The following is a 16,677-nucleotide window of genomic DNA, read 5'->3' as shown; positions in this document are numbered from 1 at the left end:
ACTTAAACGTTTTAGTTTTATGTTTTATGCATATTTGAAGATAAATTAATACCTTAGAATTTTCAACAAAACAAGCTAAATTTTAAAACAGATATGATTAAAAAAATTATCCTGCCTTGTCTTTTGCTATCAGCCCTTATTACGTCGGCACAGCAGAACCTGGTGCAGTATGTTAAGCCCATTATTGGTACATCTAAAATGGGGCATACCTATCCTGGTGCAACAGTTCCATTTGGCTCGGTTCAGCTAAGCCCTGAAACAGATACTTTATCCTACGAAGTAAACGGAAAATACAATGGCGATGTATATAAATATTGTGCAGGTTATAAATATGAGGATAAAACCATTACCGGCTTTAGTCATACACATTTTAGTGGTACGGGTCACTCAGATTTAGGTGACTTTCTGATTATGCCTACGCAAGGTAAACTACAACTGAATCCTGGTACCGCATCAAATCCAAAAGGTGGTTACCGTTCTGCATTTTCTCACGCCAATGAGGTTGCAGAGGCAGGTTATTACAAAGTAAAATTAGATGATGATAACATTACCGCCGAATTAACCTCAACCACAAGGGTAGGGATGCACCAATATACTTTTCCTAAATCGGATCAATCGCATATTATTTTGGACCTGATGGCAGGTATTTATAATTACGAAGAAAAAACCGTGTGGACTTACGTTCGTGTTGTGAATGATACGCTAATTAGCGGTTACCGTCAAACCAATGGGTGGGCGAGAACCAGAACAGTTTATTTTGCAATGAGTTTTTCTAAACCTTTCAAAAGTTATGGACGCAAAAGCTATGATGCTAAACAGGCTTACAGAGGTTTTTGGGGAAAGTTTAACCAGGAACAGAACTTCCCTGAAATTGCTGGCAAAAAGTTAAAAATGCACTTCGATTTTGATACTCAGGAAGGGGAGAAGATCAAGATTAAATTTGCTTTATCTCCGGTTAGTCAGGAAAATGCTTTGCAGAATATGCGTGCAGAAATTTCTGGCTGGGATTTCGAAAAAGTGAAAACTCAGGCACAGGCTACCTGGAATAAAGAATTGAATAAAATACAGGTAACTACTTCTAACGATAATAAAATAAACTTTTACACCGCTTTATATCATGCTTTTATCAATCCAACAACGTATACCGATGTTAATGGAGAGTATAAAGGTTTAGATCAAGGGGTGCATAAAGCTGAGGGTTTTACCAATTACACTACATTCTCACTTTGGGATACTTACCGCGCCCTACATCCATTCTTTAATATTATGCAGCCAGGCCGAAGTAATGACATGGTGAAATCGATGATGGCACATTACGATCAGAGTAGTTTACACATGTTGCCGATCTGGTCGCATTATGCCAACGATAACTGGTGTATGAGCGGTTACCACAGTGTTTCTGTAATTTCTGATGCGATTATTAAGGGTACTTATAATGGCGATGCAAACAAAGCATTGGATGCCTGTATTGCAACAGCAAAACACCGCGATTATGAGGGAATTGGCTATTACATGGATAAGGGTTATATCCCGGCAGAAAAATCGGGAATTTCAGTTTCTAATAATTTAGAATATTCTTACGATGACTGGTCGATTGCACAATTGGCTAAGAAATTAAACCGTATGGATGTTTACGACGAATTTATCAAACGTGCTAACAACTGGAAAAACAACTACGACAGTGCTTCTGGTTTCATGCGCCCGAAACTGACAGATGGCTCTTTTAAAAAGCAATTTGATCCAAAAGATACCGAAGGACAAGGTTTTATTGAAGGTAACAGCTGGAACTACAGTTTCTTTGTTCCACACGATCCGGCTTCGCTGATTGAAATGATGGGCGGTAAAAAGAAATTTGCAATGCGTTTAGATACTTTGTTTACGATGCATTTACCCGATGAGTTTTTTGCTCACACTGAAGATATTACCCGCGAAGGTATTATTGGCGGATATGTGCATGGTAATGAGCCTGCACACCATATCGCTTACCTTTATAACTGGACAGACCAGCCATGGAAAACACAGGCGCAGATTCGCCACATCCTAAACATGCAGTACAAGCCTACTGCTGATGGTTTGGGTGGAAATGACGACTGTGGCCAGATGAGTGCATGGTACATGTTCTCTTCATTAGGTTTTTATCCGGTAGCACCAGGCTCAGATGTATATTCGTTAGGTAGCCCGTTGGTTAATAGCGCTGTAGTTAACTTAGAGAACGGTAAAACATTTACTGTTGAAGCCATCAAACAAAGCGATAAAAATGTTTATGTAGAGAAAGTTTTATTAAACGGCAAAGAAATTACCGATCATAAAATTAAACATTCAGATATCACAAACGGAGGAAAGCTTACTTTTTACATGAGCGCAAAACCTAAAAAATAATTTTTCTAATTCCTGTACAAATTAAACCGTCGGCTTTACTGGTCGACGTTTTTTTTGTTTCATTAGTCAATAGTTTGATAGTTCATGGTTTATAGCCTGGAGGCTACAACCACTCAAGATTGACGACTTAAGACTCTGAACTAACAGATCGATTAATCGGTCCTGCGCTAAACACCAAACCTATAAAAGCCTAATGTCAATTCCGTGACTTCCTTGTTTCCGTGGCAGAAAGTAATTAGTTTGAAATAATTTTGATATCTAAATTATCTATCACCCGCATTGATTGCATTGGTTAGCCTGGCACAGTGGTTTAAGAGGAAATATTTAAAGTGTAAAATCTAATCGTCATCTCGACTGAAGCGCAGCGAAATGGAGAGATCTATCCAGGCAGATTTTGCTTCGCAGAGCCTTCGGGTTCTCGGCTTCGCTGCACTCCGCTCGAAATGGCGATTGATCCAGATATTACGCGCCAACCTCGTCATAAGTTAGTGGCAGTTGCTAAATATTTCCAATTGGCCATATCTCTTTGTACATCTGCAATTTTTGCATCAGCTACCTGATAAGCATCAGGACCTAAGAACAAATGAAGTGGTGGATTTTCACTTTTTGATGCCTCAATAATTACTTCAACTGCCTTAGCAGGATCGCCAGGCTGTTGGTTATTGATGTCGTTTTGATGTGCCGCTTGCGAGTCGCGCACCTCTTTATAGGCATCAATCGGTGAACCTGGCACTGCTAATGATCCTTCAGTAAGAAATGCTGTTCTGAAATAACCAGGTTCTACAACTGTTGCTTTGATTCCCATTGATTTTACTTCGGCAGCCAATGATTCAGTAAAACCAACAACCGCAAATTTGGTAGCGCAATAAATTCCGAAACCAGGGAAATTACCCGAAAAGCCACCAATTGAAGAAATATTAAAGATATGACCCGATTGTTGTTTCCGCAATTGAGGAAGTACCTTTCTGATGACGTTTAATGAACCAAAAACATTCACATCAAAATTTTGACGCGATTCTTTGTCGCTCAATTCTTCCAAAGCGCCAAGCATGCCATAACCTGCATTGTTTACCACTACATCTATCTGACCGAATTTGCTGATCGTTTGACTTACTGCGGCCTCTACGCTACTTTCATCGATCAGGTTAACCGCTAATGGTAAAAAGTTTTCTTGTTCACCAACTGCGTTGATTAAATCGTTTAGGTTTCTTGATGTTGCGGCAACGTTCAGGCCGTTGGTTAATAATGTTTTTACTAACGTAAGTCCCAGGCCTTTTGATGCACCTGTTACAAACCAAACTTTTTGATTTTCCATAATATTGTTTTTTAGAATGAAATGAATTGATAAGGCTGTATCATAAATAGCACTGTCATCCTGAGCCTGTCGAAGGACATTCATAACACTTTTAAGGCGTTTCGACAGGCTCAACGTGACAAATTCTAGTGAAATTAGGTTTATGATACAACCTCTTTTTTTGATTGCTAATTCCCTGTTAGCTCATAGTTAATTGTCAAGATCTGTCGAAATGCTAATGGCTTTCCAGTCTCTAAATTCTTTCTGCAGCGATTCTAACTTGTTGTTTGCCCTTTGAAAAGCGTCGTTCCCCAAAAGCAAATGGAGGGGTGGATTAGGCATACTTGCCAATGAGATCATTGCAGCAGCAGCTTTCTCAGGGTCGCCGATTTGCTGACCGTCCATTTTTAGGTATTTGCTGTGTATTGCGCGCACTTCTTCGTATTCGGCGATTGGATTGGCAGCCAAAATCAACGAATCAGCAGTTAAAAAGCTTGTTCTGAAAGCACCAGGCGCCACCACAGTTACTTTTATGCCAAATTCTTTTAGGTCTTCTGCCGATACTTCTGATAATGCAATCACAGCTGATTTTGCGGCTGCATATACTGCCCAGCCGGTTGCACCAGCAATACCCGCAATTGATGCGATGTTGATGATATGCCCAGCACGTTGTGTCCTTAAATAAGGTGAGGCCTTTCTGATGACATTTAATGTTCCGAAAACGTTAACATCAAAGCTATTGCGTGTTTCAGCATCACTAAGCTCTTCAATACTGCCTCCGATTCCGTAACCAGCATTATTGATAACAACATCAATTCTTTCGAATTTTGCAATGGTCGCTTTTATTGCATCCTCTACACTTTGTTCATCGGCCAGGTTAACCGCCAGGGGGAGGAATTTCCCACCGTCATTATTTACTGCTTTCTTCAGTTCATCGATATTTCTGGATGTGGCCGCAACACATTGGCCCACGTTTAGCAACTGATGAACCAAACTTAGTCCTAAGCCTTTTGAAGCTCCGGTAATAAACCAAACTTTTTTCTTGCCCATAGTTTTTTCTTTTTTGTTAAGACAAAATTACGGTGCAGATGAACTCGCTTTATTACGTTAATCAAACTGATGATTGCAAAATTCAAACAATTCGGTAAGAAGTGGGGGTATGGTTGGTCAGTTTTTTGAAAAAGTTGTTAAAATGAGTCGGTTCTTCAAATCCCAGACAATAACCTATTTCGGAGATATTCCAGTCGGTATGCTTCAATAAAGCCTTCGCTTCTCTTAATAAACGTTCAGTAATATAATGTGTAGTGGTTTTGCCTGTAGTTTCTTTTATTGCACGGTTTAAGTGGTTTACGTGTACCGAAAGCTGAGAAGCATAATCTTTGGCTGAGCGCATGGTAAACCTTTGTGTAGTGGTTTCGATGGGAAACTGACGTTCCAGTAACTCGGTAAAAACAGAAGTTATCCGCGTATTGGCGTCAGTATGTTTGAATAAACTTTCTGATGGCTGAGTTTTTAATGCAAAGTGCGTAATTTCCGTAATATAATTGCGAAGCAGATCATATTTGTAAACGTAATCGGTATTAATTTCTTCAAACATTTTACCGAAGATTTCCTCAATCTGTTTATCCTGTTGCTCATTTAAAATATATGCAGGTTTCCCCCCTGGCGTAAACATGGGCAAATCACTGATGTTTCCGCGGATCTTTTCGGTAAAAAAAGCTTCTGTGAAAATACAGAAATACCCCGTTACTTCGCTTTTATTTCCAGTAGCGAGCTCCCAGGTGTAAGGCACAAGTGGATTGAAAAAGATTAAAGCCGTACCATCAATCTCAATACTCCTATCAGCATAATGGTAAACGTTATGTCCGCGGGTAAGGCAGATTTTATAATAATCCCTGCGGTTATAACTCATTGGCTTATGATCATCCCTTAAACAATCTTCCAGCTTGAAAACGTTGAAATGACCTACACCATTCTTCAGATTATCTGGTAAGAAACTAAATTTGTTCTGGTAAAAGTCTTCAATGGTTTCTGGCTTGTTCATAAATCAAAGTTACGAAATTCAAACGTAAAACAAATTATTGCAATTTAACCAAAGTTAAACCTGCAATTAAAAGGAGATTTCAATGATAAAAATATTTGGATTAAATATACCGATTGGTATATCTTTGCATTATCAATTTTAAAGAACATGACTAAAGCAGAAAAGACAAGAAATTTTATTGTAGAGAAAACCGCACCTATTTTTAATATGAAAGGTTATGCGGGTACATCTTTAAATGATATCACTGCTGCTACAGGCTTAACTAAGGGGAGCATTTATGGCAACTTCGCCAATAAGGATGAAGTGGCCTTAGCAGCTTTTGATTATAACCTGAAAAATGTTTCATCAAAGATAGACGCTGAAATTAACAAACAAGCCAGCATAAAGGATAAGCTTTTAGTATACATTAATATTTATCAAAAATTTATCGATGGCTCATTATCAGAAGGAGGTTGCCCGGTTTTGAATACTGCAATTGATGCTGATGATACCCATCCCGAATTACGTGGAAGAGTGTTAAAAGCTGTTTTAGATTGGAAAAACAAAATTGCTAAACTGGTTGAAGCCGGTATTGCCAGTAAAGAGATCAACCCAGATCAACATCCGGAACAGATCGCTTTAACCATTATTGCTATGGTAGAAGGGGGCATCATGATTTCTAAGCTGACCTCAAAAAAGGAATATTGGAACCTCATCATGGGGTCATTAAAAAAATATGTTGAAAGCCTCGGATAAAAATTTTTAACTAAAAATATACCGATTGGTATTTTATTGTAAAAAAAACCAGGACAATAACTTGGGAAGCCCCTATGAAAGGAGCGAAGGAAGAGACGCAGCTCATGCCTTCAGCACTTGTTTAATCTTAAAATTTTAAAAAAAATATAAAATGAAAACTTCACAAAATACCGTTTTATTGATCGGCGGAACAGCTGGTATCGGTTTAGAAATCGCAAAACAGTTAACTGCCTTGGATAACCACGTAATTATTACTGGCAGAAACCAGGAAAGGCTGGATGCAGCTGCAGCATCGTTCCAAAATGTTACCACCATTCTTTCTGATGTGAGCAATGCTGAAGATGTAGATCAATTAGTTAGCCGAATCAAAGCCGAATTTCCCCAATTGAACATCGTGATCAATAATGCTGGAAGAGCGTTGCTTTATAATTTGGCCGATCCAAACCAGGATGCTTTTGCCAACGCAGAGGATGAAATGTTAACCAATTACCTGTCTATCATCAGGATTAACCAAAAGTTATTACCGATACTAAAACAGCAAGAAAGCTCAGCTATTGTAAACGTATCATCTATAGTAGCCTATGTTCCAGGAATTACTTTACCCACTTATGCGGCCAGTAAAGCAGCATTACATTCTTACAGCACTTCTTTAAGATTGAGCTTAGAAGAAACAACTGTTAAAGTTTTTGAATTGATGCCACCATTGGTTGATACCGAATTTTCGAAAGAAATTGGTGGACACAACGGAATTAAACCTTCGGTCGTAGCAGATGAGCTTTTAGCCGCTTTAGCTAATGATGAATTTGAAATCAGGGTAGGTGATACGGCTAAAATTTATGAACTGTTCAGGCAATCGCCAGTTGATGCCCTGAATGTGATGAATGCAGATAGAAAAGCCTGGATCGATTCTGTTGAGCAATAAAATGATATAACAGGAAAGCAAAAGAAATTGTTGTTTCCATTTAGATGACGGTTTTGAGTATAGGAATTGTTACTTTCGCGCCATTAAGTGTAAATCCTGTGTTTACTCAATCTTAATGAAACGATAGGGCCTTTGTAGCTATTCCTGCTATATTAAAATACCTTTTGGATAGTTAAAGGTTGATTTTATCCAGGGGAATTGACTAAAAAACAATAAAATGAAAAGAGTAGTAGTAACAGGTTTAGGTGCGATAACCCCGCTTGGCAATACTGTTGAGCAATTTTGGCAACAGATATTAGCTGGAAAAAGTGGCATTGGCCCAATTACAAAATTTGATTCGAGTAAATTTAAAACGCAATTTGCAGGTGAAGTAAAGGATTTTAATCCTGAAGAATACCTGGAGAAAAAAGAGATTAAAAAGTACGACCTTTTTACGCAATATGCTATCGGCTCGAGCGATCAGGCGATAAAAGATGCCGGCTTGGATTTCAGCGCAATGAGCGATGAGCAATTGGCAGAAGTTGGGGTCATCTGGGCAACCGGAAACGGTGGTATCGGCACTTTTGAATCACAGTTGGAAGAATTTCATGCCGGAGATGGAACACCGAGGTTTAACCCTTATTTTATCCCGAAAATGATCGTTGATATTGCTGCCGGAGCCATTTCTATACGCCATAAATTACGCGGACCAAATTATTGTACCGTATCCGCTTGTGCATCATCTAATACTGCCATTATTAATGCATTTGATACCATTCGTTTGGGCAAAGCAAGTATAATGATTGCCGGTGGTTCGGAAGCGGCCTTAACCAAATCGTCTGTAGGTGGTTTTAATGCCGCTCAGGCTTTATCAAAAAACAATGACGATCCTCAGGGTGCTTCAAAACCTTTTGATAAAGATAGAGATGGTTTTGTGATGAGTGAAGGCGCAGGTGCTTTGGTTTTAGAAGATCTGGATCATGCTTTAGCACGTGGTGCACATATTTATGCCGAGATTATTGGAGGTGGAATGGCGGCTGATGCTTATCATTTAACCGGAACACCGCCTGATGGAATTGGTGCTGCCCTGGGTATGACTAAAGCTTTGAAAGATGCCGGAATTACGGCCGATAAAATCGATTATATTAATGCACACGCTACTTCAACCGGATTGGGTGATTTAAGTGAACTACAGGCAATTAATACTGTATTTAATGGTTTACCAGTTGTGATTGGTGCAACAAAATCGATGACAGGTCATTTACTTGGTGCTGCAGGCGCGGTTGAAAGTGTAATCAGTATTTTATCAATCAGAGATAATGTGGTGCCGCCTACCATTAATACTAAAAATCTTGATGAAAATATTCCAAAAGGATTGAATTTCGTTTTAGGAGAAAGTCTTAAAAAAGAAATTAACTATGTTTTAAATAATACTTTTGGTTTCGGCGGTCACACCGCGAGTACTATTTTTAAAAAGTATGAGGCTTAATTGATTTTATTATTCCCAGCTTAATTAGGGATTTTATAAAGTGTTTGGTTAATCGCCAGGCACTTTTTTTATGGATGTAGTTTTAATCCTGCCTCATCTCTGGAGTTGCTACCTCACAAGTTCCACTTCCCTGTCATTCTGAACGCAGTGAAGAATCTTTTAGTAAAAAACAGTTTTAGGGCAGGACTTTTTCCTAAGTTGCGACAGGGAATGCAGAGATTCTTCGTTACATTCCAACAGAATCCATTAGCGCGGTCGTCATCCGATAGCTAGAGCTAGCTATCGGATGAAACGCAGAAATCTGCTGTGTAGAAGCTATAAAATGTAGATTTCTAGACTGCGTTGCACTCCGCTCTAAATGACGACCTCTTAATATTAAGATTTATCTGCATTATGAGGTGTAGTCAAACGTTTGATTCCTATTGTAACAAAAATATGGGATTTGTAATATCTCCATAATCTCTATCTTGGTTCAAATATTAGTTTAAGTCATAAAACCTACACAAAAAATGAACAAAGCATTATCGATTTTTATTGGAATATTAATCAGTACGGGGGCATTTGCGCAGGGTGATCCTAATTTGGGTATCATCCCTGCACCGGTGGCCATTACGAGGGCTAACGGAAATTTCGTATTAGATAAAACCACAGTTTTAGTCAATCAAAGCATCGACGGCGCAAAGATGGCTGATTTATTAAATGCTTTTATCGTTACTAAGGCAGGTTTTGCCCTAAGGGAAACTAAAATCCCTCAACCTAACCAAAGGGCTATCATTTTAACATCTGTTGGAGCAGATCAATTACCTGCCGAAGGATATACCATTAAGGTTACACCAAAACAAATTGTTTTGACAGGAAAAGGTGCAGGTCTGTTTTATGCCGTACAATCGGCTATGCAAATGATGCCCGATAAAGTTGCCGATAAAATTACAATCCCTGCCGTTAATATTAACGATTACCCACGTTTTGCATACCGTGGAACGATGTTGGATGTAAGCCGTCATTTCTTCCCGGTTTCTTTTATCAAAAAGTACATCGATCAGTTGGCTTATTACAAAATCAATACTTTTCACTGGCATTTAACTGATGACCAGGGCTGGAGACTGGAGATAAAAAAATATCCGAAACTAATTGAAATTGGTTCATCCCGTAACGGTAGTATAATTGGTAATTACCCGGGCAATGGCAATTACCTAACACCGGTTAAAGGTTATTATACCCAGGAAGAAGCTAAAGAAATTGTGAGATATGCAGCTACGAAATACATTACCGTAATTCCGGAAATTGAATTGCCAGGTCATGCTTCTGCAGCGATCGCTGCTTATCCTGAATTAAGCTGTTTTCCTGACCGGGATACTTTTATCAGCGATAAAACACCGTGGGCAGGTAGCAGAAAAGGTAAACAGGTACAACAAACCTGGGGTGTTTTTGATGATATTTTTGTACCCTCAGAAAACACTTTTACTTTCCTGAACAATATTCTGGATGAGGTAATTGCTATTTTTCCTTCAAAATACATCCATATTGGTGGCGATGAAGCACCAAAAACCTATTGGAAAGAATCGCCATTTTGCCAGGCTTTAATGAAAGAAAAAGGCTTGAAAGATGAACACGAATTACAGAGTTATTTTATCCAGACGATTGAAAAACATGTAAATGGAAAAGGTCGTTCGATTATTGGCTGGGATGAGATTTTAGAAGGTGGTTTGGCGCCAAATGCTACTGTAATGAGCTGGAGGGGAGAAGATGGTGGAATTGCAGCTGCACAACAGAAACACGATGTAATTATGACTCCAGGTTCGATGGGCTTGTATATCGACCATAAACAATCTAATTCTCCTGATGAGCCGGTTACCATCGGTGGTTTTGCCCCTTATCAAAAAATATATGCTTATGATCCGATTCCGAAAGTTTTAACTGCTGATGAGCGAAAGTATATCAAAGGTGTACAGGCCAATATGTGGACAGAGTATATTAAAGCCCCTGAAAAAGCTGAAAATCATGCTTTCCCCAGGATATTAGCTTTATCGGAGATTGCCTGGTCGCCGGTTGAACGTAAAGATTTAAAAAACTTCTCTGAGCAGCGTCTACCGGTACATTTGGCGCGTTTAGATAAAATGGGCATTAATTTTTGGATACCTACACCAATCGGACAAAGTGATAAACCGTTAACCGGTGGCGATTTTACTATCGATTTAAAAGTACCTGTTGCAGGAGCTAAAATTTATTATTCGATTGATTTATCCCGCCCATCCGAAAATGCATTTTTGTATACGTCGCCAATTAAAATTACCGTTCCTCAAGGTGAGAAAAGGGTTTTGAAAACCATCGTAATTGCTCCAAGCGGTAGAAGAAGTGTAGTTACCGAAACGGTTCTAAATAACGGAGCACCCGAAGTTAAAGCGGAAGCGAAGAAATAAAATTTATTGCTTTGATAGGCTAAAATACTTAATTTGGGGCAACCAAAATGAACCCAAATAGAATGAAACTACAGAAATACACATGGCAGCACCTTTTGTTAATTACGGGGGTGCTGTTTTGTTTTGCATGCACCGAAGAAAAACCTAAAGAAATTAAAACCGAAACGGTTAAAGTAGAAAAGAATCCATTCCGCTTTTATAAAGATATAGAAGTAAAACCAGGGTTAAATTTTGAAATTGTAAGCTGGGGAAAAGGAGTGGATTCGATAGGTGGATACCAGATTCTAATGTCCGATTCAATCCGTAACAATTACCGCTCAGTAGCTGTTGATCGTAAAGGTATTATTACCGATGCCTGGAATATGGACCTTGATAACGATGGAAACCCTGAATTATACATTCAGTTGCTGAGCAAAAAAAATATTTCCGACCTAAATGTTTTCGAATACGCAGGTGGCGATTTTAAGAAAATTGGTTTCCCATCTTTAAGTACCAATAAAAAGAAAGGATATATGGGCAATGATAATTTTTTTATTAAAAACGGAGATCTGTTCCGGTCTTTCCCGGTAAAGGATAGTGCAGATAGCACAAAAACCATTACCAAAACCTTTCAGTATAAATTAAGCGGGAATAGTTTTTCTACTAATGATGTGAAATAAGATTTAAGGAGGATGGTAGAAGGGAAAGGGCATGAAGTATAAACTTGGAGTTACGGTTTTGTTGCGAATTTTTGTTCTAGGTGTCATCCTGCGCGTAGTCGAAGGATCTTTCCTTGCTGAATGAATTTGTGATGGCATACGCTTTAAGATTAGCTTCGTTGAGCACTTCGTGGTTACAGACTGCGCAGGAATGACGACCACCACACTATTTTTTGTCATCCTGAACTTGTTTCAGGATCTATCACGCAATTTAAAAAACAATGAACAACCCAAAATTTTCAATTATCGATAGGATCAAGAGCTTTAAATATGCCTTTAATGGCCTAAAATTCTTTTTTTTAAATGATCATAATGGCAGGGTTCATCTGTTGGCAGCAATAATTGCCATTGGTTTATCTTTTTACCTAAAAATATCCAGCCTGGAGTGGGTTGCTATTTTATCCGTTATTTCGGCAGTTTTTGTAACTGAAATTTTAAACTCTGCTATCGAAAAACTGGCTGATGTGGTTTCTCCAGATTACCATCCAAAAATTAAAGTGGTAAAAGATTTGGCTGCTGCTGCGGTTTTAGTGGCTGCGTTCCTGGCGGTAGCGGTTGGCCTTTTAGTCTTTATCCCGAAACTATTTTTGTAATTCGGCCATAGCAGTCCTTGATTCTTCAATCTTGTTCTGGATAATTTCATCCCATCTGGCCTGCATTTTATGGTTGCTACCATGCTCGGTTTCTTCGTCATAGTTGCGTTGCATGGTATCGAAATAATTGCTGATCTGGTTGGCGAGTTCAGATATTTGAGCCTTATAGTTGTTTACAGAATAGTTTCTGTTTTTTAATACCCTTTCTGCTTCTAAAAGTAAAACATATTGAATATTGGCATGCCCTTGTTCGTGGTGTAAAAGACTGGCCCTGATTTCAGGATCTTTAATCTTATCCCATTTTACCCACGATCTGTTTTTATCGATACTTACATCATTTTGAAGCTTAATGGCAACACGGTTACGGTAAACAGTGCTCTCATAACTGTATTTCCATGTCATGGCTGTTAAAGCAAAAAACGGCGAACGCATATCGGGTTTTCCTTTAAAGTGAGTTTCCCAATCCAGTTGTACAGGTTGAGAAAAATCCTGCTTAAAAGCAAAGGTGCAGGGCAATACCAGCAAAAATAAAAATGCAATTAATATTTTTTTCACTTGTGTAATTTTAGTTTCAACGGTCTTGAACCGATCATGATTTATCACATTCTATTACTAGAAGGTGGGTAAACCATAATGGTTTCATCTGTTGCTTTTTACAATGAAAAAACCGTGCCTAAAATTATTCGGGAGTAGAAATCTGTCCGCTAATGCGCTCAAATTTCTCGATCAATAAAGCTATTCGTTCTTTTTCCCTGTTGATTACCGCTTTTCTTAAAATAGTTGAGCAAAATAATATCCATAGTGCGGTTAAGCCAACAGCTAAAACTTTTTGAACGACTGTAAAGTGCGCAAGAATTTCTACAAAGTAAAATATGAGACCCAATGAAAGTGCAATCATATAAAACCAATATAAAGAGTTATAGAGTTTATAACGGTTTAACTGATAAGTTTTTAAGTTGTTTAAGTATTCTTTGGGGTGAGCTGTGAAGTCTGTTTTTGAAATTAACCTGTAATCGCGGTACAGAATTAAGGTATAAACACCAATAGCAATAATGGTAATGCTGATTCCTACGTGTGTAGTCCACGATTCGAAGTGAAAAAATACCCATAATGCGGCAATGGCAATAAAGGATGCCAGCATACCCAAAATGTTCAAAGCAGATTTCAGCTTTAATCCATTTACTTCTTTCTTCGCTTGTTGCAGCATCTCATCAGCAGAAACTTTAACTTCTACCTCGTGCTTTTGCCACAACTCCTGTATTTGATCAAACGCTTGCATACTGGTTATATAGTTCTGTTAATTTTTGTTTAATTCGGTGAATTTTTACCCTTAAATTGCCTTCGCTTATCCCTGATATATCTGCAATTTCGTGGTATGGCAACTCATCGAGTACCATCGTAATAATCAAACGGTCATTCTCTTCAAGCTTCGATATACACTTGTAAAGCAGGGCAACCTGTTCATTTTTCTCTGAAAATTCTTCTATCTTGTTTTCAATGATATTATCCGTTAATTCATCTTTTGCCTGTCTTTTTTCAGATCTCAAATAGGTTAAACAGGTATTTACAGCAATTCTGTAAATCCATGTAGAGATTAAAGATTTGTTTCTGAATTTATCCAGATTTTGCCAGACCTTTAAAAAAGTCTCTTGTAAAAGATCGTTCGCGGCGTCAGTGTCACCAGTATAACCATAACATAAATGGAATATTTTTTTGGAATTCGAATCAAAGATCTCTTTAAATAACTTGTCTTTTTGTTCCATTTAGGGGTTTATAGTTGCGTTTTAGATGATGATTTGCGTTTTTTGTTACAGCAGGAATCAAAAATAGCATAATTTTTTATGTCATTGAGTTAAAAGTTTTAACGACAGATGTGTACCGCTAAACACAGATTTTCATATCGGTATGCATCCTTTCTATCCGTGGTTAAATTTTTTCGGCTTTGGCGGGTGGCTTAACTCAGCAACATTGATATGTTTTTTAATGTCACATATTATCAAACTTTGTTACACGCTGTAAATATCGTAGTTTTACCAAATTAAGTTGGCACAAACTTTTTATATTCATGAAGAAAAACAAACTCACGCTTTTCATTTTCTTAGCACTGATAGCTGGTATTATACTCGGCTATATCCTAAACGTCAATTCAATCGATGTTTACAACCAGAAAATCCTCAATGCCGATGCGAAAGTTAAAAGTATAGAGGTCAGGATTGCTAAAACTACCGATACAACCAGTCTAGGTTACACACAACTTAAGGCTGAACGAAAAGCCAATGCCAAAATCAAGAAAGAGAACGAAGATATCAGGGAGAAAAAACTAGAGTATTTTACCCTGTTGAGCGATATTTTTCTTCGCCTGATTAAGATGATTGTTGCGCCATTGGTGTTTACAACCTTAGTGGTCGGCGTAGCCAAAGTAGGTGATATTAAAGCTGTAGGCAGAATTGGAGGCAAAACATTAGGCTGGTTTTTAGCCATGTCGCTGATGTCGCTGATATTGGGTATGATCCTGGTAAATTTATTTGAGCCTGGAAGGCATATGAAATTATCATTGCCAGATCAATTGGTGAATACAGGTATACAAAAAGCGGCAATGAGCGTGAAAGATTTCATTGCGCACGTTTTTCCAAAAAGTATTGCAGAATCAATGGCGACGAACGAAATTTTGCAGATTGTTGTATTCTCACTATTCTTTGGTGTCGCCACAGCTGCCATTGGCGATTTAGGACAGGTTGTGATTAAAGCCTTCGATGCTATTGCCCATGTAATCTTAAAAATGACCGGTTATGTAATGAATTTTGCGCCATTGGCTGTTTTCGGAGCTATGACTGCTATAGTGGCTAAACAAGGCTTAAATGTATTGAATACCTATGCCATATTTATAGGCGAATTCTATCTGGGTTTAGGCATACTTTGGGCAGTGTTAATTTTCTTAGGGTTTTTAGTACTGAAGAAACGTATTTTCCGTTTGGTAAACGATATGAAAGAGCCTGCACTCCTGGCCTTTAGTACAGCAAGCAGCGAAGCAGCTTATCCAAAAACCATGATGCTTTTAGAGCGTTTTGGCTGTAAAGATAAAATTGTAAGTTTTGTTCTGCCATTGGGTTATTCATTCAATTTAGATGGATCGATGATGTACATGACCTTTGCTTCTCTGTTTATAGCGCAGGCTTATGGTATTCATTTGGGTTTTGAGCAGCAAATTTCGATGTTGTTAATCCTGATGTTAACCAGTAAAGGTATTGCTGGTGTGCCAAGAGCATCGTTGGTGGTTATTGCAGGTACTATTGCCAGTTTCAATATTCCCGAGGCAGGTTTAGCCTTATTAATCGGTATCGATCCTTTGCTGGATATGGGCCGTTCGGCAACCAATGTGGTAGGTAACAGTATTGCAACCGCTGTGGTAAGTAAGTGGGAAGGGGAGCTTAAGGAATCCTAAGTCTAAACTCTTCAGTCCTGAGTCTTATTTAACGCTCTTTCATTCAATCATTCAAAATTCATTCATTCAATAAATAATACAAAAAGTGTCAAGCAGAGGAAAAAAAATATTTTTAGCCATCACCATCATCGTACCAATGATCATTTATTGTTACATCTATTACAAACCGATCATTCAGAACGCCCCTTTTAGAAAAAATGATTTTGTATCAATGGAATATAAATGGGGAATAAAAGATTCCTTAGAGAACCATTATAATTCTGCAACTGGCGATTACCAGTATGTTAATGGTGCCGATTCTGTAATTAAGAAGAAAATCTTTTTAAAGAATGACGATATTCTTTACATGCATGGCAAAGCCAACGAAATTGGACTTTGGAATTTTCCGGATACCATTGGTAAGAAAAGCGAAAAATCGAGGGCAGTACCACGCTACGATTTGCTGTTTAAATATAAAGAAAAAACAAAACATGTGGTGATTTATGGCGATTTTGATGGCAATCCTAAATTATTAGATGCAGCGGTACAGATGCGTAAAGTTATTGATCAAACCTTACTGCAGGCTGAACAAAGAAGCGGGAAGTAGGTAGGGTAGTCGGGAGTCTGTAGTCAGAAGCCAAATTGCTTGTAAATCAGTGTGGCGTTGGGAGTTTTGCGTTTGGGGTCGAAATTGGAAGTCGAG

General features: G+C 38.3%; 15 protein-coding genes. 9 read left to right on the top strand and 6 right to left on the bottom strand.

Annotated features, from left to right (window positions below):
- The first annotated feature begins 93 nt into the window (after positions 1-93).
- Positions 94-2,379, top strand: coding sequence for a GH92 family glycosyl hydrolase (locus tag BCL90_RS15995; RefSeq protein ID WP_121284998.1), 2,286 nt, complete (start codon positions 94-96; stop codon positions 2,377-2,379).
- Positions 2,380-2,857: 478 nt separating this feature from the next.
- On the opposite strand, the gene BCL90_RS15990 is transcribed toward BCL90_RS15995, so the two are convergent.
- The 3 genes from BCL90_RS15990 to BCL90_RS15980 form a co-directional block, all read right to left on the bottom strand.
- Positions 2,858-3,694: an SDR family oxidoreductase gene (locus BCL90_RS15990; protein ID WP_121285166.1), complete on the bottom strand. Its 837-nt coding sequence runs from the start codon at positions 3,692-3,694 to the stop codon at positions 2,858-2,860.
- 189 nt (positions 3,695-3,883) lie between these two features.
- Positions 3,884-4,723: an SDR family NAD(P)-dependent oxidoreductase gene (locus BCL90_RS15985; RefSeq protein ID WP_121284997.1), complete on the bottom strand. Its 840-nt coding sequence runs from the start codon at positions 4,721-4,723 to the stop codon at positions 3,884-3,886.
- An 82-nt stretch (positions 4,724-4,805) separates the two neighbouring features.
- Positions 4,806-5,717, bottom strand: a complete 912-nt coding sequence (locus tag BCL90_RS15980) for a helix-turn-helix domain-containing protein (protein ID WP_121284996.1) — start codon at positions 5,715-5,717, stop codon at positions 4,806-4,808.
- 147 nt (positions 5,718-5,864) lie between these two features.
- On the opposite strand from BCL90_RS15980, the gene BCL90_RS15975 reads away from it, so the two are divergent.
- The 6 genes from BCL90_RS15975 (at position 5,865) to BCL90_RS15950 (ending at position 12,553) form a co-directional block, all read left to right on the top strand.
- Positions 5,865-6,452, top strand: coding sequence for a TetR/AcrR family transcriptional regulator (locus BCL90_RS15975; RefSeq protein ID WP_121284995.1), 588 nt, complete (start codon positions 5,865-5,867; stop codon positions 6,450-6,452).
- A gap of 151 nt (positions 6,453-6,603) precedes the next feature.
- Positions 6,604-7,374: an SDR family oxidoreductase gene (locus BCL90_RS15970; protein WP_121284994.1), complete on the top strand. Its 771-nt coding sequence runs from the start codon at positions 6,604-6,606 to the stop codon at positions 7,372-7,374.
- A 217-nt stretch (positions 7,375-7,591) separates the two neighbouring features.
- Positions 7,592-8,842, top strand: coding sequence for a beta-ketoacyl-ACP synthase II (gene fabF / locus BCL90_RS15965; RefSeq protein WP_121284993.1), 1,251 nt, complete (start codon positions 7,592-7,594; stop codon positions 8,840-8,842).
- A gap of 509 nt (positions 8,843-9,351) precedes the next feature.
- Complete coding sequence (locus BCL90_RS15960) at positions 9,352-11,262, top strand: beta-N-acetylhexosaminidase (RefSeq protein ID WP_121284992.1); 1,911 nt, start codon at positions 9,352-9,354, stop codon at positions 11,260-11,262.
- 62 nt (positions 11,263-11,324) lie between these two features.
- Positions 11,325-11,921 carry a hypothetical protein gene (locus BCL90_RS15955; RefSeq protein WP_121285165.1) on the top strand — a complete coding sequence of 199 codons (597 nt, stop codon included), beginning with the start codon at positions 11,325-11,327 and terminating at the stop codon, positions 11,919-11,921.
- A 260-nt stretch (positions 11,922-12,181) separates the two neighbouring features.
- On the top strand, positions 12,182-12,553 hold the full coding sequence (locus BCL90_RS15950) for a diacylglycerol kinase family protein (RefSeq protein ID WP_121284991.1): 372 nt from the start codon (positions 12,182-12,184) through the stop codon (positions 12,551-12,553).
- Here BCL90_RS15950 and BCL90_RS15945 read toward each other — a convergent pair.
- The 3 genes from BCL90_RS15945 to BCL90_RS15935 form a co-directional block, all read right to left on the bottom strand.
- Positions 12,542-13,108: a DUF922 domain-containing protein gene (locus BCL90_RS15945; protein ID WP_134380673.1), complete on the bottom strand. Its 567-nt coding sequence runs from the start codon at positions 13,106-13,108 to the stop codon at positions 12,542-12,544. The two genes, BCL90_RS15950 and BCL90_RS15945, sit on opposite strands and share 12 nt — an antisense overlap.
- 124 nt (positions 13,109-13,232) lie before the next feature.
- Entirely contained in the window at positions 13,233-13,832 is a 600-nt protein-coding gene (locus BCL90_RS15940) for a hypothetical protein (RefSeq protein ID WP_121284989.1), read from the bottom strand.
- On the bottom strand, positions 13,819-14,316 hold the full coding sequence (locus BCL90_RS15935; protein WP_029286005.1) for an RNA polymerase sigma factor: 498 nt from the start codon (positions 14,314-14,316) through the stop codon (positions 13,819-13,821). Before BCL90_RS15935 ends, BCL90_RS15940 begins: the two co-directional genes overlap by 14 nt.
- Before the next feature lie 302 nt (positions 14,317-14,618).
- Between BCL90_RS15935 and BCL90_RS15930 the strand changes: the two genes are divergently transcribed.
- The gene (locus tag BCL90_RS15930) at positions 14,619-15,995 is read left to right on the top strand and encodes a dicarboxylate/amino acid:cation symporter (protein ID WP_121284988.1); all 1,377 of its coding nucleotides are present in this window, start codon (positions 14,619-14,621) and stop codon (positions 15,993-15,995) included.
- Positions 15,996-16,080: 85 nt separating this feature from the next.
- Complete coding sequence (locus tag BCL90_RS15925; protein WP_121284987.1) at positions 16,081-16,581, top strand: hypothetical protein; 501 nt, start codon at positions 16,081-16,083, stop codon at positions 16,579-16,581.
- Positions 16,582-16,677: the final 96 nt, after the last annotated feature.

Origin of the sequence: Pedobacter alluvionis, from assembly GCF_003664035.1 — a bacterium.
GTDB lineage: Bacteria > Bacteroidota > Bacteroidia > Sphingobacteriales > Sphingobacteriaceae > Pedobacter > Pedobacter alluvionis.
Note: the sequence above shows the minus strand (reverse complement) of the source record. Positions and strands in the feature narration are given on the sequence as shown.

Coding starts and splice junctions, on each gene's coding strand:
- BCL90_RS15995 (WP_121284998.1), top strand. CDS start 94: ATGATTAAAAAAATTATCCTGCCTTGTCTTTTGCTATCAGCCCTTATT.
- BCL90_RS15990 (WP_121285166.1), bottom strand. CDS start 3,694: ATGGAAAATCAAAAAGTTTGGTTTGTAACAGGTGCATCAAAAGGCCTG.
- BCL90_RS15985 (WP_121284997.1), bottom strand. CDS start 4,723: ATGGGCAAGAAAAAAGTTTGGTTTATTACCGGAGCTTCAAAAGGCTTA.
- BCL90_RS15980 (WP_121284996.1), bottom strand. CDS start 5,717: ATGAACAAGCCAGAAACCATTGAAGACTTTTACCAGAACAAATTTAGT.
- BCL90_RS15975 (WP_121284995.1), top strand. CDS start 5,865: ATGACTAAAGCAGAAAAGACAAGAAATTTTATTGTAGAGAAAACCGCA.
- BCL90_RS15970 (WP_121284994.1), top strand. CDS start 6,604: ATGAAAACTTCACAAAATACCGTTTTATTGATCGGCGGAACAGCTGGT.
- fabF (WP_121284993.1), top strand. CDS start 7,592: ATGAAAAGAGTAGTAGTAACAGGTTTAGGTGCGATAACCCCGCTTGGC.
- BCL90_RS15960 (WP_121284992.1), top strand. CDS start 9,352: ATGAACAAAGCATTATCGATTTTTATTGGAATATTAATCAGTACGGGG.
- BCL90_RS15955 (WP_121285165.1), top strand. CDS start 11,325: ATGAAACTACAGAAATACACATGGCAGCACCTTTTGTTAATTACGGGG.
- BCL90_RS15950 (WP_121284991.1), top strand. CDS start 12,182: ATGAACAACCCAAAATTTTCAATTATCGATAGGATCAAGAGCTTTAAA.
- BCL90_RS15940 (WP_121284989.1), bottom strand. CDS start 13,832: ATGCAAGCGTTTGATCAAATACAGGAGTTGTGGCAAAAGCACGAGGTA.
- BCL90_RS15935 (WP_029286005.1), bottom strand. CDS start 14,316: ATGGAACAAAAAGACAAGTTATTTAAAGAGATCTTTGATTCGAATTCC.
- BCL90_RS15930 (WP_121284988.1), top strand. CDS start 14,619: ATGAAGAAAAACAAACTCACGCTTTTCATTTTCTTAGCACTGATAGCT.